Here is a 22,287-nt window from a genome sequence, read left to right as displayed (position 1 = left end):
TTTCACTGTTTGTTATTCCTCTAATTTAACGTCTAATCCTAAACCTTTAAGTTCGTGCATTAATACATTAAAAGATTCTGGTAAACCTGGTTCTGGCATAGTTTCACCTTTTACGATTGCCTCGTAAGTTTTGGCTCTACCTAATACATCATCAGATTTCACTGTTAAGATTTCTCGTAAGATACTTGATGCACCATATGCTTCAAGTGCCCAAACTTCCATCTCTCCAAAACGCTGTCCACCAAACTGAGCTTTACCTCCTAATGGTTGTTGTGTAATTAATGAATAAGGTCCGATAGAACGCGCATGCATTTTATCTTCAATCATGTGACCTAACTTAATCATATAAATTATACCTACCGTTGCTGGTTGATCGAAACGTTTTCCTGTACCTCCATCATATAAATATGTATGTCCGTAACGTGGAATTCCTGCTTCATCTGTTAAGGCGTTAATCTGGTCGATGTTTGCTCCATCAAAAATTGGTGTAGCATACTTCTGATCTAATTTTTGACCTGCCCATCCAAGAACTGTTTCATAAATCTGACCAATATTCATACGAGATGGTACCCCTAATGGATTTAACACAATATCAACTGGAGTTCCGTCTTCTAAGAAAGGCATATCTTCTGCTCTTACAATACGAGCAATAATACCTTTGTTTCCGTGACGTCCTGCCATCTTATCTCCTACTTTTAATTTACGTTTTTTAGCAACATAAATTTTGGCAAGTTTTAAGATTCCTGCTGGTAATTCATCTCCTACTGAAATAGTAAATTTCTCACGACGTAAAGACCCTTGTAAATCATTAACTTTAATTTTATAATTGTGAACTAATTCAACAACTAATTTATTTAAGTCTTTATCTGTAGTCCAAGTTCCGTGTAAGTGTGTAAAATCACCTACAGAGTTTAACATTTTCTGTGTAAATTTCTTACCTTTTGGTAATACTTCTTCACCTAAATCATTAAATACTCCTTGAGAAGTTTTTCCTGTAATTAAATTGAATAATTTTTCAATTAATACATCTTTTAAATCTTCAAACTTGTGTACATAAGCCGCTTCTAAAGTTGCAATTGCTTCTTTATCACGAGCACGTTTTGTTTTATCCTTTACAGCACGTTTGAATAATTTTTTATTAATTACTACTCCTCTTAATGATGGCGAAGCTTTTAATGATGCATCTTTTACATCACCTGCTTTATCACCAAAGATAGCTCTTAATAATTTTTCTTCAGGAGTTGGATCAGATTCTCCTTTTGGTGTAATCTTACCAATTAAGATATCACCAGGATTTACTTCTGCTCCAATACGAATCATTCCGTTTTCATCTAAGTCTTTTGTAGCCTCTTCTGAAACATTTGGAATATCGTTTGTTAATTCTTCAGCTCCTAATTTTGTATCACGAACATCTAATGAATATTCGTCAATATGTATAGAAGTGAAAATATCTTCACGAACAACTTTTTCAGAAATTACAATCGCATCCTCAAAGTTATACCCTTTCCAAGGCATAAAGGCTACTTTCATGTTTCTTCCTAAAGCTAATTCTCCTTTTTGTGTTGCATAACCTTCACAAAGTACTTGACCTTCTTCAACTCTATCACCAACTTTTACAATTGGTTTAAGGTTGATGTTTGTACCTTGATTCGTTTTTCTAAACTTAATTAAGTTATATGATATATCATCAGATTCGAAGCTTACTAAACGCTCTTCATCAGTTCTATCGTACTTAATTTTAATCTTATTTGCATCAACATACTCAACAACTCCAGGTCCTTCAGCATTGATTAAGATACGAGAATCTTTTGCGACTCTACGCTCTAATCCTGTACCTACAATTGGTGATTCTGGGCGTAATAATGGAACTGCTTGACGCATCATGTTAGATCCCATTAATGCACGGTTGGCATCATCATGCTCTAAGAAAGGAATTAACGATGCAGAGATAGATGCTATCTGGTTAGGAGCAACATCCATATAATCAATTTCACTAGGTGTAACTACAGGGAAATCTCCCCCTTCACGTGAAATTAATTTATCTCCAACGAAATCTCCATTTGCATTAATCTCTAAGTTTGATTGTGCAAATTTCATTCCTTCTTCTTCTTCTGCACTTAAATATATATGCTCTTGATCTAATTCAATATTTCCTTCAATTACCTTTTTATAAGGAGTTTCGATGAAACCTAAATTATTCACTTTTGCAAATACCGCTAAAGATGAAATTAATCCAATATTCGGCCCTTCTGGCGTTTCAATCGGACATAAACGACCGTAATGTGTATAGTGAACATCACGAACCTCAAAACCTGCTCTTTCTCTAGATAAACCTCCAGGTCCTAGTGCAGATAAACGACGTTTGTGGGTAATCTCTGCTAATGGATTGGTTTGATCCATAAATTGAGATAACTGGTTGGTACCAAAAAACGAATTAATTACTGAAGACAATGTCTTCGCATTAATTAAATCAATCGGAGTAAATACTTCGTTATCACGTACATTCATTCTTTCACGAATAGTACGAGCCATACGAGCTAAACCTACACCAAACTGACCTGCTAATTGCTCACCAACAGTTCTTACACGACGGTTAGATAAGTGATCGATATCATCTACTTCTGCTTTCGAGTTAATTAACTCAATTAAGTATTTGATAATCGTAATAATATCATTCTTTGTTAATACCTTCTGATCAATCGGCTCGTTTAACTGTAATTTGGTGTTCATTCTAAAACGACCAACTTCACCTAAACTATAACGTTGTTCAGAGAAGAATAATTTTTCAATAATTCCTCTTGCTGTTTCCTCATCTGGCGGCTCAGCATTACGCAGTTGTCTATAAACATGCTCTACTGCTTCTTTTTCAGAATTCGTAGGATCTTTTTGTAATGTATTGTGAATGATTGCATAATCTGCCATGTCATTATCTATCTTATGTAATAAGATAGTTTTAGCACCTGCATCGATTATTTCATCAATATGTTCTTTTTCTATGATTGTATCACGGTCAAAAACTATTTCGTTACGCTCAATAGATACAACTTCTCCTGTATCCTCATCTACGAAATCTTCATGCCAAGTTTTTAAAACTCTTGCTGCTAGTTTACGCCCTAATACTTTCTTTAATCCTGCTTTAGAAACTTTTACTTCTTCAGCTAGATCAAAGATTTCTAATATATCTTTATCTCTTTCAAAACCGATGGCTCTGAATAACGTAGTTACTGGTAATTTTTTCTTTCTATCAATATAAGCATACATTACTTGATTGATATCTGTTGCAAATTCTATCCAAGATCCTTTAAAAGGAATAACTCTTGCAGAGTATAACTTGGTTCCGTTTGCGTGGAAAGATTGTCCAAAGAATACACCAGGTGAACGGTGTAACTGAGAAACCACAACTCTTTCTGCACCATTAATAATAAAGGTACCAGAATTAGTCATGTAAGGAATTGTACCTAAATACACATCTTGAACAATTGTTTCGAAATCTTCGTGTTCAGGATCTGTACAATAAAGCTTTAATCTTGCTTTTAAAGGTACACTATGTGTTAATCCTCTTTCGATACATTCTTGAATGCTATATCTAGGTGGATCTACAAAGTAGTCTAAAAATTCTAATACAAATTGATTACGTGTATCTGTAATCGGAAAGTTATCCATGAAGGTTTTGTACAAACCTTCTTCACCACGCTCATCTGCTTTAGTTTGCAATTGGAAAAAGTCTTGGAATGACTTTACCTGTATATCCAGAAAATCTGGATAGTCGGTACCTAATTGCGATGATGCGAAGTTAATTCTTTCAGTAGTGTTTATCGTTGCCAAAAGAGATGCTATTTTTAAATTAAAAATATTATTTTTTGAAACTATTTCGTTTCAATAATGCAATTTTAATTGCTTTGCTGACTTAAAATCAGCTCTTTATAGTCGTATTATCACTAGTTTAAAACAGTAATAAAATAAAGAACGAATATATACACAAAATGGTTTAGGACTAGAAACATGTGTTCCTAGTACCTAAACCTTAATTGTTTTATCCCGTTTTAAATCGGGAGTATAGCTTACTTAAGCTCTACTTCTGCTCCTGCTTCTTCTAAAGACTTTACAAGACCTTCTGCCTCATCTTTAGATACTCCTTCTTTTACTGGTGCTGGTGCACTATCAACGATTGCTTTAGCTTCTTTTAAACCTAATCCAGTTAATTCTTTAACTAACTTTACTACAGCTAATTTAGAACCACCTGCTGCTTTTAAGATCACATCAAATTCAGTTTTCTCTTCTGCTGCATCACCTCCTGCTGCTGGACCTGCTACTGCTACTGCTGCTGCTGCTGGCTCAATACCGTACTCGTCTTTTAAAATATCAGCTAATTCATTAACTTCTTTTACTGTTAAGTTAACTAATTGCTCTGCGAAATCTTTTAAATCTGCCATTTTAATTGTTTTTTGAAATTTTTATTATTTAGTTTATTAGTGCGCGAAATTATTTTTCTGATAACGTCTTTAAGATACCTGATAATTTATTACCTCCTGATTGTAATGCTGAAACAACATTCTTAGCAGGTGATTGTAATAATGAAATAATATCTCCAATAAGTTCTTCTTTAGACTTAATGTTAACAAGTGCGTCTAGTTGGTCATCTCCAACATAAACTCCCTCTTCAACAAATGCTCCTTTTAATAAAGGTTTGTCTGATTTTTTTCTGAACTCTTTAATAACTTTTGCTGGTGCATTTGCAACTTCAGCAATCATCATTGAAGTATTACCTTTTAAAACATCTTGTAAATCTCCGAAATCTTTATCAGAAGCTTCCATTGCTTTTGAAAGCAACGTGTTTTTAACAACAGCTAATTCTACGCCAGCTTTAAAACATGCTCTACGTAAATTAGATGTAGTTACTGCATCTAAAGCAGAAATATCTGCTAAATAAATGATACTTGTATCTGCTAATCTTGCTGTTAAATCTTGTATTACTTGTGATTTGTCTTCTCTTGTCATAATTAAAAAGTTTTAACTGCCTTATGATACAGATTTTTCATCTACAGCAACACTAGGACTCATAGTTGAAGACATAAAAATACTCTTAATATAGTCTCCTTTAGCCGCTGTTGGCTTTAATTTAATTAACGTTTGTAATAACTCATTTGCATTTTCCTGAATCTTCTGAGCATCAAATGATACTTTTCCGATCGCAGCATGTACAATACCAGTTTTATCAACTTTAAAGTCAATTTTACCAGCTTTAACTTCTTGTACTGCTTTTGCAACGTTCATAGTTACTGTACCTGTCTTTGGGTTAGGCATTAAACCTCTTGGTCCTAATACACGACCTAAAGGACCTAACTTACCCATAACACTAGGCATAGTAATAATAACATCAACATCAGTCCAACCTCCTTTAATCTTCTGAAGGTATTCATCTAATCCAACATAATCTGCACCAGCTTCTTTAGCTTCTGCTTCTTTATCTGGAGTAACTAATGCTAATACTTTAACATCTTTACCTGTTCCGTGTGGTAATGTTACAACACCACGTACCATTTGATTTGCTTTACGAGGATCTACTCCTAAACGTACTGCTAAATCAACTGACGCGTCAAACTTTACTGTTGTAATTTCTTTAACTAAAGCTGATGCATCTTTTAAGCTGTAAACTTTAGAGCTATCTACCTTAGAACGAGCTTCTTTTTGCTTTCTAGTAATTGCCATTTCTAAATATCTTTTAAAGTTTAAGCAGGTGCATCACCTGTTACTGTTAATCCCATAGAACGAGCAGTTCCGGCAATCATCTTCATTGCAGATTCGACTCTAAAGGCATTCATATCAACCATTTTGTCTTCTGCAATTCCTCGAATTTGATCCCAAGAAACACTTGCTACTTTTTTCCTATTTGGTTCTCCTGAACCCTTCTTAATTTTGGCCGCTTCTAATAATTGTACTGCAGCTGGTGGTGTTTTTACAACAAACTCGAAAGATTTGTCTTTATAAACAGTAATCACGACAGGTAAAACTTTACCTTGTTTGTCCTGTGTACGCGCATTAAATTGCTTACAGAACTCCATGATATTAACACCGGCAGCACCTAAAGCGGGTCCAACTGGTGGCGACGGATTCGCAGCACCTCCCCTTACTTGTAGTTTAACTAATTTACTTACTTCTTTTGCCATTGTTTAAGATTTAATGATATGTTTAAAATGGAAGCTTCAAACACATCTAAATATAGGTGTAACGATTATATTTTTTCTACTTGCGTATAATTTAATTCTAATGGAGTTTTTCTTCCGAAAATCTTAACCATTACTTCTAATTTACGCTTCTCCTCATTAATATTTTCAACTGCTCCGTCGAAACCATTAAAAGGACCATCGATTACTTTTACTGTTTCTCCTACATTAAAAGGAATCGCAATATTTTCATCTCTAACAGAAAGCTCATCAACTTTACCTAACATTCTGTTTACTTCTGATTTACGCATTGGTACAGGTTCTCCTCCTTTAGTTTCACCTAAAAAACCAATAACTCCTGTTACCGATTTTATTACGTGAGGAACTTCACCAGCTAAATTAGCTTCTACCATTACATAACCAGGGAAATAAACTCTTTCTCTGTTAACTTTCTTTCCGTTTCTTACTTGAATAACTTTCTCTGTAGGAACGATTACCTGACTTACATAGTCTGATAAACCAAAACGAGCTATTTCAGTTTCAATATAGGTTTTCACCTTATTTTCCTGTCCTCCTACTGCTCTAACTACATACCATTTCATTACTGAATCAGCCATCATTAAAACATTTTAAAGAAATTATCTAATCCTGTTTGAAAAACTTTATCTACTCCTGCTACTACTAAAGCAAAAACAATTGTAAATGCAGCAACAACTACAGTAGACTTTTGCGCCTCTTCACGAGAAGCCCAGGTCATATTTGTATTTAGTTCTTCAAAAGAACCTTTAATATATTGTATAAAGTTATTCATTTTCTTATCCTTTTAACGAGTTGCAATATTAATCGCAACTCGTTTTGATTATGCACGGACGGAGAGATTCGAACTCCCGACACCTGGTTTTGGAGACCAGTGCTCTACCGCTGAACTACGCCCGTATTTTAAAAGGAGCCTCTCATTTAAGAGACTCCTTTTTATAGTGTAAACTAATTGATTAGTCTAAAATTTCAGTTACCTGACCTGCACCTACCGTTCTACCTCCTTCACGGATAGCGAACTGTAAACCTAAGTTTAATGCAATTGGTTGGATTAAATCAACTGTAATAGTTAAGTTATCTCCAGGCATAACCATTTCAACACCATCAGGAAGCATAATGTTTCCAGTTACATCAGTTGTACGAACGTAAAACTGTGGACGATAGTTGTTATGGAATGGAGTGTGACGTCCACCTTCTTCTTTTTTCAATACATACACCTCAGCCTTAAACTTAGCGTGTGGAGTTACAGAACCTGGCTTACAGATTACCATTCCTCTTTTAATATCTTCTTTTGCAATACCTCTTAATAAGATACCAGCGTTATCTCCTGCCTCACCTCTATCTAAGATTTGACGGAACATTTCAATACCAGTTACTGTAGAAGTTAACTTCTCAGTACCCATACCGATAATATCTACAGACTCTCCAGAGTTGATGATACCAGTTTCAATACGACCAGTAGCTACTGTACCACGACCTGTAATTGAGAATACATCTTCAATAGGCATTAAGAAAGGCTTTTCAGTTTCTCTTAAAGGCTCTTCGATCCAAGAATCTACAGCTGCCATTAATTCTAAAACAGTATTAACCCATTTTTCCTCACCATTTAAAGCTCCTAAAGCAGAACCTGAAATTACAGGACCATTATCTCCATCATACTCATAGAAAGATAATAATTCTCTTACTTCCATTTCAACTAACTCAAGTAACTCTTCATCATCAACCATATCCACCTTGTTTAAGAAAACAACCATACGTGGAATACCTACCTGACGACCTAATAATATATGCTCACGAGTTTGTGGCATAGGACCATCTGTTGCAGCTACTACTAATATAGCTCCATCCATTTGAGCAGCACCAGTTACCATGTTCTTTACGTAATCGGCGTGACCTGGACAGTCTACGTGCGCGTAGTGACGGTTTGCTGTTGCATATTCAACGTGAGAAGAGTTAATTGTAATACCTCTTTCTTTTTCTTCTGGTGCGTTATCGATTTGATCAAAATCTCTAGCTTCAGAGAATCCTGCATCAGCTAATACTTTAGTGATAGCAGCAGTTAATGTAGTTTTACCGTGATCTACGTGACCAATTGTACCAACGTTTAAGTGGGGCTTCGAACGATCGTAAGTTTCTTTTGCCATGATTATTAATTTTAATTCTTAGTTAAATATATTTAGTGTTACTTTAAAATTCTTTTTTAAATAAACTCTAAAAAAGAGCCAATGACCGGATTTGAACCGGTGACCTCATCCCTACCAAGGATGCGCTCTACCAACTGAGCTACACCGGCGTGGATAATTTTAGAGCGAAAGACCAGGTTCGAACTGGCGACATTCAGCTTGGAAGGCTGACGCTCTACCAACTGAGCTACTTTCGCGTATTTTTAAAACCTTTCATTAATAATCAAAAGTTGAAGCTTGATATATTAACTAATCGGTTTTAAAAAAGTGGGGAGAGCAGGATTCGAACCTGCGAAGTCGTAAGACAACGGAGTTACAGTCCGTCCCAGTTGGCCGCTTTGGTATCTCCCCTTTGGTAATTTAAAACTATGTTAAAGAACTTTCTTTATTTTGAGCCGATGAGAGGACTCGAACCTCCGACCTGCTGATTACAAATCAGCTGCTCTAGCCAACTGAGCTACATCGGCTTTTATTGTCATAAAAAAACAATCCGCTATTTCTAACGGACTGCAAATGTATAAAGTAATTTTTATATTTTAAAGCTTTTTTAGATTATTTTTTATCTTTTTATGATACTAAAGAATCTCTATGCTTTTCTTTTGATTTTTTTAAACTTCTTTTTAGTGAGTCAACAGCAATATTCACCCCCTCTTCAAAGGTTTTATTCTGTTTTTTAACCATCAATTCACTACCTGGAATATTTATTTTTATTTCTGTAATTTTATTTTCTTTCTCACTTGTTTTTTGAACTTTTAAAAAAACTTCAACATCAACTATCTTATCATGAAACTTCTCTAAACCTTCGATCTTCTTTTCAATGTAATCTATCAAACTTTTATCTGCTGTAAAGTTTACTGACTGCGTGAATACTTTCATAATTTTTAAAATCTTTATTTTGACTCTCTAGGATGAGCCTTGTTAAACACTTTTTTTATTTGCTCCAAGCTATTGTGCGTATATACTTGAGTAGCGGCTAAACTTGAATGTCCTAGTAATTCTTTAACCGAATTTAACGACGCACCGTTATTTAATAAATGTGTTGCGAAAGCATGCCTTAAAATATGAGGGCTTTTTTTAGCTTTTGTAGACACTCTACTAAAGTACAAATTTATTATTCGGTACACAAGAGTTTCATAAATTTTAACCCCTTTTTTGGTCACCAAAAGCACCTCTACATCTTTAAATTCTTTTTCTCTTTTTAACGCTAAATACTGATTTAAAGTAATTAAGACAGATGGTAACAACACCACAAACCTTTCTTTATTTCGTTTTCCTAAAACTTTTATTAATTGCCTAGTAAAATCGATGTCTTTTTCTTTGATATTAATCAGCTCTATTCTTCTCATACCTGTAGAATACAATAACTCTACAATTAACTTATTTCTTACCGATTCAAAATCTACCTCTTTATTTAAAATACCTAATACTTGTTGTATTTCATTTTGATCAAAAGGCGATTGTATTTTTTTTTGAACTTTTAAGGCCTTGTGTTTTGCTAACGGATTAACTTCAACTTCTTTTACCTTCTGAAGAAAGGTATAAAACGTTTTTAAAGAACTAATCTTTCTGTTTATAGTCCTATTTGATATTTCCTTATTTACAAGACTAACTATCCATGTTCTAATTTGATTGTAATGAATCGTCGTTAACTCTTCTTGCTCAAACTCAATCACACAAAAATCTTTAAATGCTATAATATCGGTTCGATAGGCACTTATGGTGTTTATAGAGTAGTTTTTTTCGTGCTCTAAATATCTTAAGAAAGCTGCTACAAGCATTGGTTTTATTTTTGCTGAAATAAATATACAAAAAAACCTGTATTGATAAATCAATACAGGTTTTATATTACTCTTTATAAACTATTTCTAGCTTACTTCTTCTTTCGTTCTTAATCCTTGAACGTAAGACGCTTTTTTCATTTGAGCACGTTTAACGACAGATGGTTTGTTAAACTGTTTTTTGTCGCGTAATTGTCTTAAGATTTTTACGTCTCTGAACTTTCGCTTATAACGTTTTAACGCTCTATCGATATTCTCTCCTTCTTTAATTGGAATAATTAACATGTGTTAGCACCTCCCTTCATTGTAGTCTCTAAATTTTATTTTTAGGACTGCAAATGTACTGAGTCTTTTTTAATTAACAATTAATTTTTCACTTATTTTAAAGTTAATTACCGCATTAGCGATTGAAACGGCATCCTTTTTTATTTTTTTATAAAAAAGATATAGTGTAAAGCGCGACCTGAAAGGGAATGCCCAAAATATCTTTTATATCGTAATTAAAAAATTAGGTTGCTGGCTTGTATTCTTTTTTATCGATTATCATTTTTGCGATAATTTCTTTCAAGATTTCCGAAGTTCCTCCACCAATTGGCCCTAAACGGCTATCTCTTAATAAACGCGCTAACGGATACTCTTCCATATAACCATAACCTCCTAGTAATTGTAACGCATCGTATATAACCTCATCTGCCATTTTGGTAGACAACATTTTACTCATACTCGCTTCTTTTACCACATAAACACCTTCGTTTAACCTCTTTGTAATCGAATAGTTATATTCTCTACACATATCTACTTTAGAAGCCATTTCTGCTACTTTGTGACGTAACGCCTGAAACTTATCTAATGTTTTACCAAAAGCTTCTCTTTCACTCATATATGTTATCACATAATCTACCGCATATTCTGCTCGTGCATGGGCATTGATAGCCATTATTAAACGCTCTAAAGCAAAATGTTGCATTATATACGGAAAACCTTTCCCCTCTTCACCCATTAAGTTTTCAGCTGGAATTACTACATTGTCAAATGCAATTTCTGCTGTATCTGAAGCTCTCCATCCTAACTTATCTAACTTTGTTGATGAAATTCCTGGTGTATTTCTATCTACCAAAAGAATACTCATCCCTTTATGTTTATCTTCCGGATTTGTCTTTGCTGCAACTACTAAGTAATCAGAATAAATACCGTTTGTAATAAAAGTCTTAGACCCGTTAATTACATAGGTATCTCCTTTTTTAATTGCAGTAGTTCTCATACCTGCAACATCACTACCTCCGAAAGGTTCAGAAATACATAAACATCCTATCATATCTCCGTTAATACTCGGAGTTAAATATTCTTTTTTGATTCTGTCGTCTCCTTCTTTATTTAAGTGTGTCATTGCTAAGTAAGCGTGTGCCCACATATTTGCTGCAAAACCACCTGAGTTTACTTTTTGTAATTCTTCTAAAAAAATTACTGTGTAAAAAAGATCTAATCCTAAACCACCATATTCTTCTGGTTGATTTAATCCGAAATACCCCATTTCTCCAAATTTCTTCCAGATGAAACGCTCAACAGTTCCGTCTTTTTCCCACTTATTTATATGAGGAACAACTTCTTTTTGCAAAAAGTCTTTAAAACTTTGTCGAAAAAAGTCATGTTCTTCAGTAAAGTACATACTATTCATAATTATATATTCTGTTTGTTGTTTGTTTATTCTGCCTTCAAATATAAAACTATTCTGTCGTATTTTTCAATAGGGAAACCGTCAATGTTTTTTATTTCTACTATATTTTGAAGTTCAGCCATTTCATCTTTATACTCAAAAATTTTTTTACAGAGATCGTAATCGATATATGGGTTTTTCAAAACCTCCTTAAAAGTAGCCGTATTTATATTTGTTTGTTGAATACTTGGCTTCTGATGAATTTTAAAGTTTTGTAAAACCTTAGTTGCAGTTGACTTATCAATTCCCCAAACCTCATAGAGTTGCGATGCAAATGAAAAACCTTGTAGTTTTATTCGATATTTTATGATTCGCTCTGAAATCACTTCACCAATACCATTAATAGTTTCAAAATCTTGCTGTGTGGCTTTATTTACATCATCAGTTCTTACTGCAGTTCTTTCACTCGGTGTCCCTTTATACACTGAATTAACTTTTGATTTATTATTTGCTGCTAACTTATTTCTTTTTACAACCCAATCTGGAAATTTAAAATAAGATGAAATATTATTTAATAAGCTGTCTGATACTTTTGTGATTTGTTGAAACTCTTGTACTGAGTTTACGAATTTACGTTGTGCTCGGTAAGCATGTAATCTATCAATTTCTTGAAGAGACATTCCTAATTGCTCACCTTTAAAATCTGTAATATAATTAGGATTTAAAGAATTAATCTTGGGCTTTCTTTTTTCTAGCTCAACATTCTTTAAACTATCTATTTGTTTCTGAAAAGCTAGTAATTCTTTTGAATTTGTGTCAGTTAGTGTATCCGAAGAAAAATCTGAAAAGAAATAAACAAACTGTAGAATAACTATAATAAGTATCAAAAAGAAAATCCCATTTCTTTGGCGTTTGTTGTACCAGAAATGGGATTTAAATATTTTCATTATTTATTATTTACGCGTTTTTAGCTTTAATCGCCTTTAAATATCTAGATAATTCTTCTTTCACTTTAGGATACAAGAAGAATAAACCTATAACGTTTGGTACTGCCATTGCAAAAATCATCGCATCAGAGAAATCTGTTACAGCACCTAAACTTGCTGCTGAACCAATAACTACAAATAAACAAAATAAGATTTTATATGCATAGTCAGATGCTTTTGAACGACCGAATAAAAACATCCATCCTTGTAAACCATAATAAGACCAAGATAACATTGTTGAAAAAGCAAACAATACTACTGCTACTGTTAAAACATAAGGAAACCAAGGTAATACAGATCCAAAAGCTTTTGATGTTGCTAAAACTCCATCTGGTGATTTTACACCATATGTCATAATACTTCCATCACCATTTGCTATAATAATAACTAAAGCTGTCATTGTACAAACTACAACAGTATCAATAAATGGTTCTAATAAAGCAACCAAACCTTCAGATGCTGGGTAATTTGTTCTTACAGCTGAATGCGCGATTGCGGCAGAACCAACACCTGCTTCATTAGAAAATGCGGCTCTTTGAAATCCAATAATTAAAACACCTAATATTCCTCCTGAAATACCTTTGGCATTAAATGCACCGTCCCAAATCTGAACAAATGCGTTACCTATTTGAGAGAAATTTGCAGCTAAAATAATAACAGCAGCTACAAAATAAATACCTACCATAAAAGGCACAACCTTTTCTGTTATAGTACCAATTCTTTTAATTCCTCCAATAATTACAATACCTACTAAAACAGCTACAACTACACCAAAAATTAAGGCTGTTGATAAATCATTAGAACCAATCATACTTCCAAATTGCTGAGCTGCTTGATTTGCTTGAAACATGTTTCCACCACCAAAAGAACCTCCTACAACCATAATAGCAAAAACAACGGCTAATACTTTTCCTAATCCTGTTTTACCAACATCAGCTAAACCTTTTCTTAAATAATACATTGGCCCTCCGTAAATGGTACCATCTTCACCCACATCTCTATACTTAACACCTAATGTACATTCTACAAATTTCGATGACATTCCTAATAAACCCGCAACGATCATCCAAAAAGTAGCTCCTGGCCCTCCTAAAGATAAAGCAACCGCGACACCTGCAATATTACCTAAACCTACAGTACCTGAAAGCGCTGCAGTTAAAGCCTGAAAGTGAGAAACCTCTCCTTCTGCCCCTTCTATTCTTATTGTTTCTATAGCATCTCCTCCTGGTGTAGGATCTCCTGCCATTACTCCTGATGTTGCATGATCTACATCATCGTATTTACCTCTTACAATATTTATCGAAACAGGAAACTTTCTAATATTTACAAACTTGAATAAAATTGTAAATATTAAGCCTGCTAATAATAACATTATGATTACTAATGGCATTTTCACTCCACCTCCTAAATTAATAGGATAAAAGACAATACTTCCCCAAGCATCTGCAACAGGTTTAAATCCTTCATTTATCTTTTCAGCTAAACCTTTTTCTTGTGCAAATGTTAACATCGGTGCTATTAGTAATAACAACGTTAGTAGTCTTTTCTTCATAATTAATATATTATTTTTAAGATTTGTAACCCGCAATATCTTAAAAAAATGTACTTTCAACAAGTTTTAAGCGTTAAATGTACCTTTTAAGTTAGTTTTTCTTTAAATTTTTGTAAATCTTCTTTAAATGATTTTGGATAAAAATTTAATTCCTTATTTGTTTTAGATAAATTAAAGCCTGTTTTAGGTGGTCTAATTGCTTTTTGATTTAAATTTTTTGTTGATATTGACTTAATCAAACTTTTATCTAATTTAAAAACATCCGCTATTTGCTGGGCTATTTCATAAATACTTAATAACGTGTTTGATGAAATATTAAAAATTCCTATAGCTTTTTTATCAATAGATAACTTACATGCTTTCGCCAAATCTTCAACGTAGGTTGGCATACGAAACTGATCTTTAACAATTGTAATTTCCTTTTTCTCTTCTAAACTTTTCTTTACCCATAACACAATATTGCTTCGTGTCATATCAAACACTTTACCGTATACCAAAATAGTTCTAAGAATAGTAAAATCTATTTTAGAGGCTGTTAAAATATTTTCTGATTTCAATTTAGATACTCCGTAATAATTTAGGGGATTTGGGGTGTCAGTTTCTTTATAAGACCCAACTTCTCCATCAAATATAAAATCGGTAGATATATGTATTAAATGTGTATTATTTACTTCTGAATACTCTTTTAACGACTCTACAACATCAATATTTAATTGATCGCAAGCTTTTTTATCATCTTCACAGGCATCAACATTTGTCATTGCTGCCGTGTTAACAATAACATCAGGTTTGCATGCTGTTAACTTTTTAAGAAGTATTTTTTTATCAGTAAGGTCTACAGAAACATATTTAAAATCACTTCTACCACTTCTGTTTTCTCCTCTAGAAAATCCAATTACAGTATATTTTTCTTTATCCTTTAACAAAAGATTCACTAAAGTTTGGCCTAGTAAACCATTACTTCCGGTAACAACTATATTCTTCATTAAAACAATTCTCTTAATTTAATTATCTGCTCTGGACGCCCTAAAACAATTAAATTTGCACCAGCGGTTAATTTTACCGAAGCATCCGGATTTATAATGTATTCTTTATCCGTAGTTCGATAACCAATTACAGTACATCCTGTTTTTTTACGCAAATCTAAATCTAAAATTGTGCTATTTAAATACTCTTTAGGCAAGTTATCAATCGCTATTTCTTCTAAATTCGCTGTCGTATCGCCCTCTATCGTTAGTCTATCTACAAACTCTATAACATCTGGTGTAACCACTAAAGATGCCATATGCGCACCACCTAATTTATCAGGCATAATTACATTATCTGCTCCTGCTATTTTAAGTTTACTATAAGAAGTTTCTTTAGATGCCCTACTTATTATTTTACATTTTTTATTTAATTGGTTTGCCGTTAACACCACAAATAAATTATCAGCATCCGAAGGTAAAACGGTAATTAAATTAGCCGCATTTAAAATACCTGCTTTTAGTAGCGCTTCATCTGTTGTTGCATCACCTTCTATATTTAATATTCCTTTTTCGTCTAATTGCTTAATAATGTCTTCATGAATTTCTATAACAACAACGTCTTTTTTATAACTATTTAATTTAGATATTGCTTGCTTTCCGTTTCTACCATAGCCGCAAACAATAGTATGCCCTTTTAACTTTTCTATTTTTTTTTGCACTCTTTTTATTTTTAATTGACGAAAAAATTGTCCACTTATTAAATATTCAGAAAATGAGGATACTGCATAACCGAAAATAAATAAACTTGATAAGATTAAACCTATTGTAAATATTTTTTCTCCTGTACCAAACGGATGAACCTCTCCAAAACCAATAGTTGTTATGGTTATAATGGTCATATATAAAGCATCAATAAAAGAATAATTGAATAACATTAAATACCCTCCTACTCCTATTGATAAAATTAATACTGAAAATAAGATTGCTTTATATAATCTTGATTTTAATACGGTATTTATCATAAATCGAAAACAGAAGTTCTTTTAGTGTAAATCATATCTTTTAATTTTAATACAAATGCCATTGTTAAATACAAACCAAACGACAAACCAACGGTTACAAACGATATGTAAATAAAAAACAATCGCACATTGGTGGCTCGCATACCTAAACGATCTGCAAACCTAGAAGATACCGCAAAACCATGACGTTCAAAAAAATGACGCACAGAATGAATAAATTTCATAATTAACCTATTTTCATTGCAAGGTACCAATTTACAATCATTTGTTTATAACATCGGCTTTAAAATAAATTTGGTTTCTGTAACTTTGCTTTTCGTAAAAATCTCACTTTGAAAGAACAAGAGTACATAGAAGTATACGGAGCACGCGCTCACAATTTAAAAAACATTGATGTAAAAATACCTCGCGAAAAACTAGTTGTTATTACTGGTTTAAGTGGTAGTGGAAAATCATCGTTAGCTTTCGATACTATTTATGCTGAGGGACAGCGTAGATATATTGAAACTTTTTCGGCATATGCTCGTCAGTTTTTAGGCGGATTAGAAAGACCTGATGTTGATAAAATTGATGGATTATCGCCCGTAATTTCTATCGAACAAAAGACAACTAATAAAAGTCCGCGTTCTACCGTGGGTACCATTACCGAAATTTACGATTTTCTTCGTTTACTCTTTTCTCGTGCCTCGGATGCATATTCTTACAATACAAATGAGAAAATGGTGAGTTATTCTGATGAACAAATCAGGCAACTAATTTTAAAAGATTTTAACGAAAAACGTATCGCAGTTCTTGCGCCTTTAATTAGAGCCAGAAAAGGACATTATCGCGAGCTTTTCGAACAAATTTCTAAACAAGGTTTTGTACGCGTTCGTGTAGACGGAGAAATAAAAGAGATTGTAAAAGGAATGAAACTTGATCGATATAAAACTCACGATATTGAAGTGGTTATCGATCGTTTAATTGTAAACGAAAAATCAGAAAAACGCTTAGAAGAAACTATAAAAACAGCTTTATATACCGGGAATAATATTTTGATGGTAGTTGATGTTGACGATGAAAAGCCTCGTTATTTTAGTCGCGAATTAATGTGTCCTACAACCGGAATTGCGTATCCAAATCCAGAACCAAATACATTTTCATTTAATTCACCAAGAGGTGCCTGTTCTAATTGTAACGGACTAGGCATTACCAATGAAATTAATGAGAAAAAGGTAATTCCAGATCATACTATTTCTATTAAAAAAGGCGGAATTATTCCTTTAGGAGAACAAAAAAGTAGTTGGATATTTAAACAATTACAAACCATTGCCGATAGACACAACTTTAAACTTACCGACCCAATAAATAAAATTCCGCAAGATGCGATGCATATTATTTTGCATGGTGGTAATGATAAATTTGAAATCAATTCTAAAGATCTTGGTGTAACTAGAAACTACGAAATAGATTTTGAAGGGATTATTGCTTTTATCGACAATCAATATAAAAATGCAGAAAGCACTTCTATAAAACGCTGGGCAAAAGACTTTATGGATGAAGTTAGCTGTTCTGTTTGTGAAGGAAAAAGACTAAAAAAAGAAGCGCTTCATTTTAAAGTTGTTGATAAAAACATTAGTGATTTAGCACAAATGGATGTTACCGAGCTAGCCGCTTGGTTTAAAGATATTGAAAGTAGTCTTTCAGAAAAACAATTAATAATTGCATCTGAAATATTAAAAGAAATTCGAACTAGAATTCAGTTTTTATTAGATGTTGGTTTAGATTATTTAACCTTAGACAGAACCTCTAAATCACTTTCTGGTGGAGAAGCGCAACGAATTCGATTGGCTACTCAAATTGGTTCACAATTAGTTGGCGTTTTATATATTTTAGATGAGCCAAGTATTGGTTTACATCAACGAGACAACGAAAAACTAATAAAATCACTTATTAAATTACGTGATGTTGGTAATTCAGTTTTAGTTGTAGAGCACGACAAGGACATGATTGAACAAGCCGATTTTGTTTTCGATATTGGCCCTGGCGCAGGTGTACACGGAGGTGAAATTGTAAGTGCAGGAACTTTTGAAGATTTAAAATCACACGACACTTTAACTGCTGATTACTTAACAGGAAGAAAAGAAATTGCTGTTCCGCAGGAAAGAAGAGCAGGAAACGGAAATTTCATTAAACTTTCTGGAGCTACAGGAAACAATTTAAAAAATGTATCTGTGAAATTTCCTTTAGGACAAATGATTTGTGTTACCGGAGTTTCTGGTAGCGGAAAATCTACCTTAATAAACGAAACATTATATCCTATTTTAAATGCCCATATTTATCGTGGCGTTAAAAAACCAATGCCTTATAAGAAGATTGAAGGTTTAGAACATATCGATAAAGTAATTGATATCGATCAATCTCCTATTGGTAGAACTCCACGTTCAAATCCTGCAACATACACAGGTACTTTCGGAGAAATTCGTAGTTTATTTGCTAAAACTCCAGAAGCTGCCATTCGTGGATACAAACCTGGTCGTTTTAGTTTTAATGTTAAAGGAGGACGCTGTGAAACTTGTCAAGGAGGCGGAGTTCGCGTTATTGAAATGAATTTTTTACCCGATGTTCAAGTAGAATGTGAAACCTGCCAAGGAAAACGTTTCAATAGAGAAACTTTAGAGATCCGTTATAAAGGAAAATCGATTTCTGATATTTTAGACATGACGATTAATGAAGCTACCAACTTCTTTGAACTGGTACCTAAAATATATCGTAAGCTAAAAACTATTAAAGATGTTGGCTTAGGTTACATTACTTTAGGACAACAATCAACCACACTTTCTGGTGGAGAAGCACAACGTATAAAATTAGCGTCAGAACTATCTAAAAGAGATACCGGAAACACTTTTTATATTTTAGATGAACCTACCACAGGTTTGCATTTTGAAGACATTCGTGTTTTAATGAATGTTTTAAATGAATTAGCGAACAAAGGAAATACCGTGTTAATTATTGAACATAATATGGATGTAATTAAACTTGCCGATTATATTATTGATATCGGTATGGAAGGTGGGAGAAATGGAGGAAACGTTTTAGCCACGGGATCTCCTGAAAAAGTAGCGAAACATAAAACAAGTTATACCGCTAAGTTTTTAAAGAAGGAACTCTAGTTTATACTTATTACATGCCTTTTGAAATAATAAAGACATGTAATAAGTGTCAGGTTCATTTGTCTTTTTTTGCAACGACTAATTATCTAACTTATCTAATAATTCTTCGGCCTCTTTATATTTAAAATATTTATTCCTAACAATAAATTCTAATTGCTCCTTAGCCCCTTTTAATTGGTTCGATTTTACATATAATAAACTTTTATACCAATACCCTATTATATATCACCAACAAAAAAAAACATAAAAACTATAGAAATGTTAACAAAACGTTAACAAAAATAGGGTTAACCCTATTTACCTAAGGGTTAACCCTAGCGATCAATTAGGGGTATTGGGTATTGACAAGACATTTTTTTTAACTTATGTTTACAAGTAAAAATTGCTTTCATACAAGTTGTATAACTCATGGGAAAAGAAAAAAAAACAATTTTAATTATTGATAGCTGCCCTTTAATAGTAGAGGCTTATAAAAGTATAATCAACTCGATAAACAAAAAAAATGATTATCTTTTAGATGTAAATTTAACTAACTGCCCAGATGAAGGTCATGACATAATTAATGAAATTGTAAAAAAAGAAATTACGTTAGATCTACTAATTTTAGAATTAAAATTCTACCTAAACAACAATAAAAAAAATATTTCTGGAGAAGACATTGCTAATATCACAAGAAAAAAACTACCTAAAACAAAAATTATTCTTTCAACTAGATCAGATGATAATTTTAGAATTCACTCTCTTTTTAAAACGATAAATCCTGAAGGGTTTATTTTAAAAAGAGATTTAACCTCTGGCGAATTCAAAAGAGCTATTTATTCTGTAATTGACAATGATCTTTACTATAGTAAATCTATTTTAAAACTATTAAGAAAGGAAGTTTCTTCTAATTTATTAGTTGACGGTATGGACCGAAAAATACTCTACGAGCTCTCAATAGGCGCTCGAATGAAAGATATGCCTAATTACATTCCTTTATCTGTAGCCAGTATAGAGAAAAGGAAACGGCATTTAAAAAAAATTTTCAATGTAAAAGATAAAGGTGACAGAGAGCTTATTTTAATAGCCAAAGAAAAAGGCTTTATATAATCTACGGTTTTACCTTACTATTTTTACGGTTTTTAATCCTCTTTTTAAAAATTAAAAAAATAGCTTTGAAAAAGTAAAAAAATACTTACCCTTAAAAAAACACCTTTTGAAAGATACCTTAATCAATTTAGTTCAAAGACTTTTAAAGAAAAATCTAATTGTATTCGATAAAGAAGAACTCTCTTTTCAAATACAAAGTCATCCGTCATATCCTAGCTTACATGCTATAACAGGAGTATTGGATCATTTTAATATAGAAAACGTAGCCGCTGATGTTCCTATAAATACAGAAACGCTCTTACAGTTGCCAAACTGCTTTATTGCGCAAGTTACTACTAAAGAAGGCAAAGATTTAGTAGTTGTAGAGAGAAAGAAGCTCACCTATATCATATACAATACAGAGAACAAGAAAGAAAAAATTTCTGAAAGTAATTTTCTTAAAAAATTTACAGGTATTATTGTCGCCGTAGAACAATCAGAAGAAAGTACACCTGTACAAAAAAAATCGAATATATCAACAATTATTGCTCTAAGTTCTTTTGCTTTTTTAACCGCATTTTTGGTTTATAAAAATTCTACATCTTGGTACACCCTTAGCTTTTTAGCATTATCTATCATTGGCGTTGTAGCTAGTATTGCAATTGTTAAACAAGAATTAGGATTAAAAACAGCTATAGGAGATGCTTTTTGCTCAGGTACAGACGATAAAAAAGACTGTGATGCTGTTTTAACATCAAAAGGAGCGGAAATCTTTAAAGGTTATAAATTAAGTGATTTTAGTATCATGTACTTTGTTGGACTGACAATTTTAACTTTTTTTCAATCTTCTAATCCAGTAATACCATACACCATAAGTTTAATCGCTATTCCTATTACTTTATACTCTTTATACTATCAATATGCAGTTGTAAAAAAATGGTGTTTCCTTTGTTTAAGTATTGTTGGTGTCTTATGGACGCAAGCTTTAATCCCTATAATTACAGCTACTTACATCAATGATTATATAATTACTGACTTTGTTATTTTTGGTATAATTACACTAGCTACTTGGTTATTTTGGTCGTACCTAAAACCATTGTTTACGGCCATTAATCAATTAAAAAAAGAAAAAATTGAAAACGTGAAGTTTAAGAGAAACTATACTTTATTTGAAAGTTTACTACAAAAATCACCAAAACTAGATACTCAGTTAGCAAGCGGCAAAGAAATCGTTTTCGGTAATTCAAATTCAAACTTAGAAATTGTAATAGTAACCAATCCTTTTTGTGGACATTGTAAACCCGTTCATAAGCATATTGATGAAATACTACATAGATACCATCAAAATGTAAAAATAATTATTCGTTTTACTGTTAATACAGATGATAAAGAAGATGATTTGGTAAAGATAACAAGTAGATTATTAGAGATACACGATAAAAAAAGTCAAGCAACATGCTTAGAAGCAATGTCTGAAATTTACGAAGATGGAAACACAGAGGTTTGGCTAAAAAAATGGGGTAACTGCAATGATATAAATTATTATGTTTCAGAATTAGAAAAAGGAAGTAATTGGTGTAAAGAGAATGGTATTAACTTTACTCCTGAAATTTTAATAAACGGAAAATCATTTCCAAAAGAATATAACAGAACAGATTTAATCTTTTTTATCGAAGAACTAGAAGAAAGTACTCAGCCATTAGTATTGGCTTAACTTTATAAAA

General features: G+C 32.7%; 20 protein-coding genes and 5 tRNA genes. 3 read left to right on the top strand and 22 right to left on the bottom strand.

From position 1 onward, the window contains the following. Nucleotides 1-12: 12 nt before the first annotated feature. The 22 genes from rpoB to ACQ629_RS11465 form a co-directional block, all read right to left on the bottom strand. On the bottom strand, nucleotides 13-3,825 hold the full coding sequence (gene rpoB / locus ACQ629_RS11570; protein WP_483705099.1) for a DNA-directed RNA polymerase subunit beta: 3,813 nt from the start codon (nucleotides 3,823-3,825) through the stop codon (nucleotides 13-15). Nucleotides 3,826-4,061: 236 nt separating this feature from the next. Continuing rightward, a complete protein-coding gene (gene rplL / locus ACQ629_RS11565) occupies nucleotides 4,062-4,433 on the bottom strand; it encodes a 50S ribosomal protein L7/L12 (RefSeq protein WP_483705097.1) in 372 nt (123 codons plus the stop codon). A 49-nt stretch (nucleotides 4,434-4,482) separates the two neighbouring features. Then, complete coding sequence (rplJ, locus tag ACQ629_RS11560; protein WP_483705095.1) at nucleotides 4,483-4,998, bottom strand: 50S ribosomal protein L10; 516 nt, start codon at nucleotides 4,996-4,998, stop codon at nucleotides 4,483-4,485. 21 nt (nucleotides 4,999-5,019) lie between these two features. Continuing rightward, nucleotides 5,020-5,709 carry a 50S ribosomal protein L1 gene (gene rplA, locus ACQ629_RS11555; protein WP_218773117.1) on the bottom strand — a complete coding sequence of 230 codons (690 nt, stop codon included), beginning with the start codon at nucleotides 5,707-5,709 and terminating at the stop codon, nucleotides 5,020-5,022. A 20-nt stretch (nucleotides 5,710-5,729) separates the two neighbouring features. Further along, nucleotides 5,730-6,167, bottom strand: a complete 438-nt coding sequence (rplK, locus tag ACQ629_RS11550) for a 50S ribosomal protein L11 (protein WP_483705093.1) — start codon at nucleotides 6,165-6,167, stop codon at nucleotides 5,730-5,732. Nucleotides 6,168-6,232: 65 nt separating this feature from the next. After that, nucleotides 6,233-6,781, bottom strand: coding sequence for a transcription termination/antitermination protein NusG (gene nusG / locus ACQ629_RS11545; RefSeq protein WP_483705091.1), 549 nt, complete (start codon nucleotides 6,779-6,781; stop codon nucleotides 6,233-6,235). 2 nt (nucleotides 6,782-6,783) lie between these two features. Continuing rightward, nucleotides 6,784-6,975: a preprotein translocase subunit SecE gene (secE, locus tag ACQ629_RS11540; protein WP_218773120.1), complete on the bottom strand. Its 192-nt coding sequence runs from the start codon at nucleotides 6,973-6,975 to the stop codon at nucleotides 6,784-6,786. A gap of 53 nt (nucleotides 6,976-7,028) precedes the next feature. Further along, a tRNA-Trp gene (locus tag ACQ629_RS11535) sits at nucleotides 7,029-7,100 on the bottom strand. A gap of 56 nt (nucleotides 7,101-7,156) precedes the next feature. Next, the gene (gene tuf, locus ACQ629_RS11530) at nucleotides 7,157-8,344 is read right to left on the bottom strand and encodes an elongation factor Tu (protein ID WP_483705089.1); all 1,188 of its coding nucleotides are present in this window, start codon (nucleotides 8,342-8,344) and stop codon (nucleotides 7,157-7,159) included. A 76-nt stretch (nucleotides 8,345-8,420) separates the two neighbouring features. Beyond that, nucleotides 8,421-8,493 (bottom strand) — tRNA-Thr (locus tag ACQ629_RS11525). Nucleotides 8,494-8,507: 14 nt separating this feature from the next. Further along, nucleotides 8,508-8,580: transfer RNA gene (locus ACQ629_RS11520), tRNA-Gly, on the bottom strand. 71 nt (nucleotides 8,581-8,651) lie between these two features. After that, nucleotides 8,652-8,734 (bottom strand) — tRNA-Tyr (locus tag ACQ629_RS11515). 42 nt (nucleotides 8,735-8,776) lie between these two features. Further along, nucleotides 8,777-8,850, bottom strand: a tRNA-Thr gene (locus tag ACQ629_RS11510). 100 nt (nucleotides 8,851-8,950) lie between these two features. Then, nucleotides 8,951-9,259 (bottom strand): ribosome hibernation-promoting factor, HPF/YfiA family, encoded by a 309-nt coding sequence (hpf, locus tag ACQ629_RS11505; protein WP_218773122.1) that lies wholly within the window; start codon nucleotides 9,257-9,259, stop codon nucleotides 8,951-8,953. A 14-nt stretch (nucleotides 9,260-9,273) separates the two neighbouring features. Further along, nucleotides 9,274-10,161: a tyrosine-type recombinase/integrase gene (locus ACQ629_RS11500; RefSeq protein WP_483705087.1), complete on the bottom strand. Its 888-nt coding sequence runs from the start codon at nucleotides 10,159-10,161 to the stop codon at nucleotides 9,274-9,276. Nucleotides 10,162-10,248: 87 nt separating this feature from the next. Next, a complete protein-coding gene (gene rpsU / locus ACQ629_RS11495) occupies nucleotides 10,249-10,446 on the bottom strand; it encodes a 30S ribosomal protein S21 (protein WP_028888499.1) in 198 nt (65 codons plus the stop codon). A gap of 223 nt (nucleotides 10,447-10,669) precedes the next feature. Further along, nucleotides 10,670-11,836 carry an acyl-CoA dehydrogenase family protein gene (locus ACQ629_RS11490; RefSeq protein ID WP_483705083.1) on the bottom strand — a complete coding sequence of 389 codons (1,167 nt, stop codon included), beginning with the start codon at nucleotides 11,834-11,836 and terminating at the stop codon, nucleotides 10,670-10,672. 26 nt (nucleotides 11,837-11,862) lie between these two features. After that, nucleotides 11,863-12,762, bottom strand: coding sequence for a helix-hairpin-helix domain-containing protein (locus ACQ629_RS11485; protein WP_483705081.1), 900 nt, complete (start codon nucleotides 12,760-12,762; stop codon nucleotides 11,863-11,865). 10 nt (nucleotides 12,763-12,772) lie between these two features. After that, nucleotides 12,773-14,353: an alanine/glycine:cation symporter family protein gene (locus ACQ629_RS11480; protein ID WP_483705079.1), complete on the bottom strand. Its 1,581-nt coding sequence runs from the start codon at nucleotides 14,351-14,353 to the stop codon at nucleotides 12,773-12,775. Between the two features lie 86 nt (nucleotides 14,354-14,439). Beyond that, nucleotides 14,440-15,339 carry an SDR family oxidoreductase gene (locus ACQ629_RS11475; protein ID WP_483705076.1) on the bottom strand — a complete coding sequence of 300 codons (900 nt, stop codon included), beginning with the start codon at nucleotides 15,337-15,339 and terminating at the stop codon, nucleotides 14,440-14,442. Next, nucleotides 15,339-16,343, bottom strand: coding sequence for a potassium channel family protein (locus tag ACQ629_RS11470; RefSeq protein WP_483705072.1), 1,005 nt, complete (start codon nucleotides 16,341-16,343; stop codon nucleotides 15,339-15,341). Before ACQ629_RS11470 ends, ACQ629_RS11475 begins: the two co-directional genes overlap by 1 nt. After that, entirely contained in the window at nucleotides 16,340-16,567 is a 228-nt protein-coding gene (locus tag ACQ629_RS11465; protein WP_483705070.1) for a PspC domain-containing protein, read from the bottom strand. Before ACQ629_RS11465 ends, ACQ629_RS11470 begins: the two co-directional genes overlap by 4 nt. A 108-nt stretch (nucleotides 16,568-16,675) precedes the next feature. Between ACQ629_RS11465 and uvrA the strand changes: the two genes are divergently transcribed. The 3 genes from uvrA (at nucleotide 16,676) to ACQ629_RS11450 (ending at nucleotide 22,277) form a co-directional block, all read left to right on the top strand. Then, nucleotides 16,676-19,495: an excinuclease ABC subunit UvrA gene (uvrA, locus tag ACQ629_RS11460; protein WP_483705068.1), complete on the top strand. Its 2,820-nt coding sequence runs from the start codon at nucleotides 16,676-16,678 to the stop codon at nucleotides 19,493-19,495. A gap of 408 nt (nucleotides 19,496-19,903) precedes the next feature. Beyond that, complete coding sequence (locus ACQ629_RS11455) at nucleotides 19,904-20,584, top strand: response regulator (RefSeq protein ID WP_483705066.1); 681 nt, start codon at nucleotides 19,904-19,906, stop codon at nucleotides 20,582-20,584. Between the two features lie 106 nt (nucleotides 20,585-20,690). Next, a complete protein-coding gene (locus ACQ629_RS11450; protein ID WP_483705064.1) occupies nucleotides 20,691-22,277 on the top strand; it encodes a vitamin K epoxide reductase family protein in 1,587 nt (528 codons plus the stop codon). Nucleotides 22,278-22,287 lie beyond the last annotated feature (10 nt).

The sequence above is a fragment of the Tenacibaculum sp. SM2510 genome (assembly GCF_057002845.1).
This window is presented reverse-complemented; position numbering and strand designations above follow the sequence as displayed.

Bases quoted from the DNA above. Each gene is read 5' to 3' on its own strand.
- rplL (WP_483705097.1), bottom strand. From the start codon at position 4,433: ATGGCAGATTTAAAAGATTTCGCAGAGCAATTAGTTAACTTAACAGTA.
- rplJ (WP_483705095.1), bottom strand. From the start codon at position 4,998: ATGACAAGAGAAGACAAATCACAAGTAATACAAGATTTAACAGCAAGA.
- rplA (WP_218773117.1), bottom strand. From the start codon at position 5,709: ATGGCAATTACTAGAAAGCAAAAAGAAGCTCGTTCTAAGGTAGATAGC.
- rplK (WP_483705093.1), bottom strand. From the start codon at position 6,167: ATGGCAAAAGAAGTAAGTAAATTAGTTAAACTACAAGTAAGGGGAGGT.
- nusG (WP_483705091.1), bottom strand. From the start codon at position 6,781: ATGGCTGATTCAGTAATGAAATGGTATGTAGTTAGAGCAGTAGGAGGA.
- secE (WP_218773120.1), bottom strand. From the start codon at position 6,975: ATGAATAACTTTATACAATATATTAAAGGTTCTTTTGAAGAACTAAAT.
- tuf (WP_483705089.1), bottom strand. From the start codon at position 8,344: ATGGCAAAAGAAACTTACGATCGTTCGAAGCCCCACTTAAACGTTGGT.
- hpf (WP_218773122.1), bottom strand. From the start codon at position 9,259: ATGAAAGTATTCACGCAGTCAGTAAACTTTACAGCAGATAAAAGTTTG.
- ACQ629_RS11500 (WP_483705087.1), bottom strand. From the start codon at position 10,161: ATGCTTGTAGCAGCTTTCTTAAGATATTTAGAGCACGAAAAAAACTAC.
- rpsU (WP_028888499.1), bottom strand. From the start codon at position 10,446: ATGTTAATTATTCCAATTAAAGAAGGAGAGAATATCGATAGAGCGTTA.
- ACQ629_RS11490 (WP_483705083.1), bottom strand. From the start codon at position 11,836: ATGAATAGTATGTACTTTACTGAAGAACATGACTTTTTTCGACAAAGT.
- ACQ629_RS11485 (WP_483705081.1), bottom strand. From the start codon at position 12,762: ATGAAAATATTTAAATCCCATTTCTGGTACAACAAACGCCAAAGAAAT.
- ACQ629_RS11480 (WP_483705079.1), bottom strand. From the start codon at position 14,353: ATGAAGAAAAGACTACTAACGTTGTTATTACTAATAGCACCGATGTTA.
- ACQ629_RS11475 (WP_483705076.1), bottom strand. From the start codon at position 15,339: ATGAAGAATATAGTTGTTACCGGAAGTAATGGTTTACTAGGCCAAACT.
- ACQ629_RS11470 (WP_483705072.1), bottom strand. From the start codon at position 16,343: ATGATAAATACCGTATTAAAATCAAGATTATATAAAGCAATCTTATTT.
- ACQ629_RS11465 (WP_483705070.1), bottom strand. From the start codon at position 16,567: ATGAAATTTATTCATTCTGTGCGTCATTTTTTTGAACGTCATGGTTTT.
- ACQ629_RS11455 (WP_483705066.1), top strand. From the start codon at position 19,904: ATGGGAAAAGAAAAAAAAACAATTTTAATTATTGATAGCTGCCCTTTA.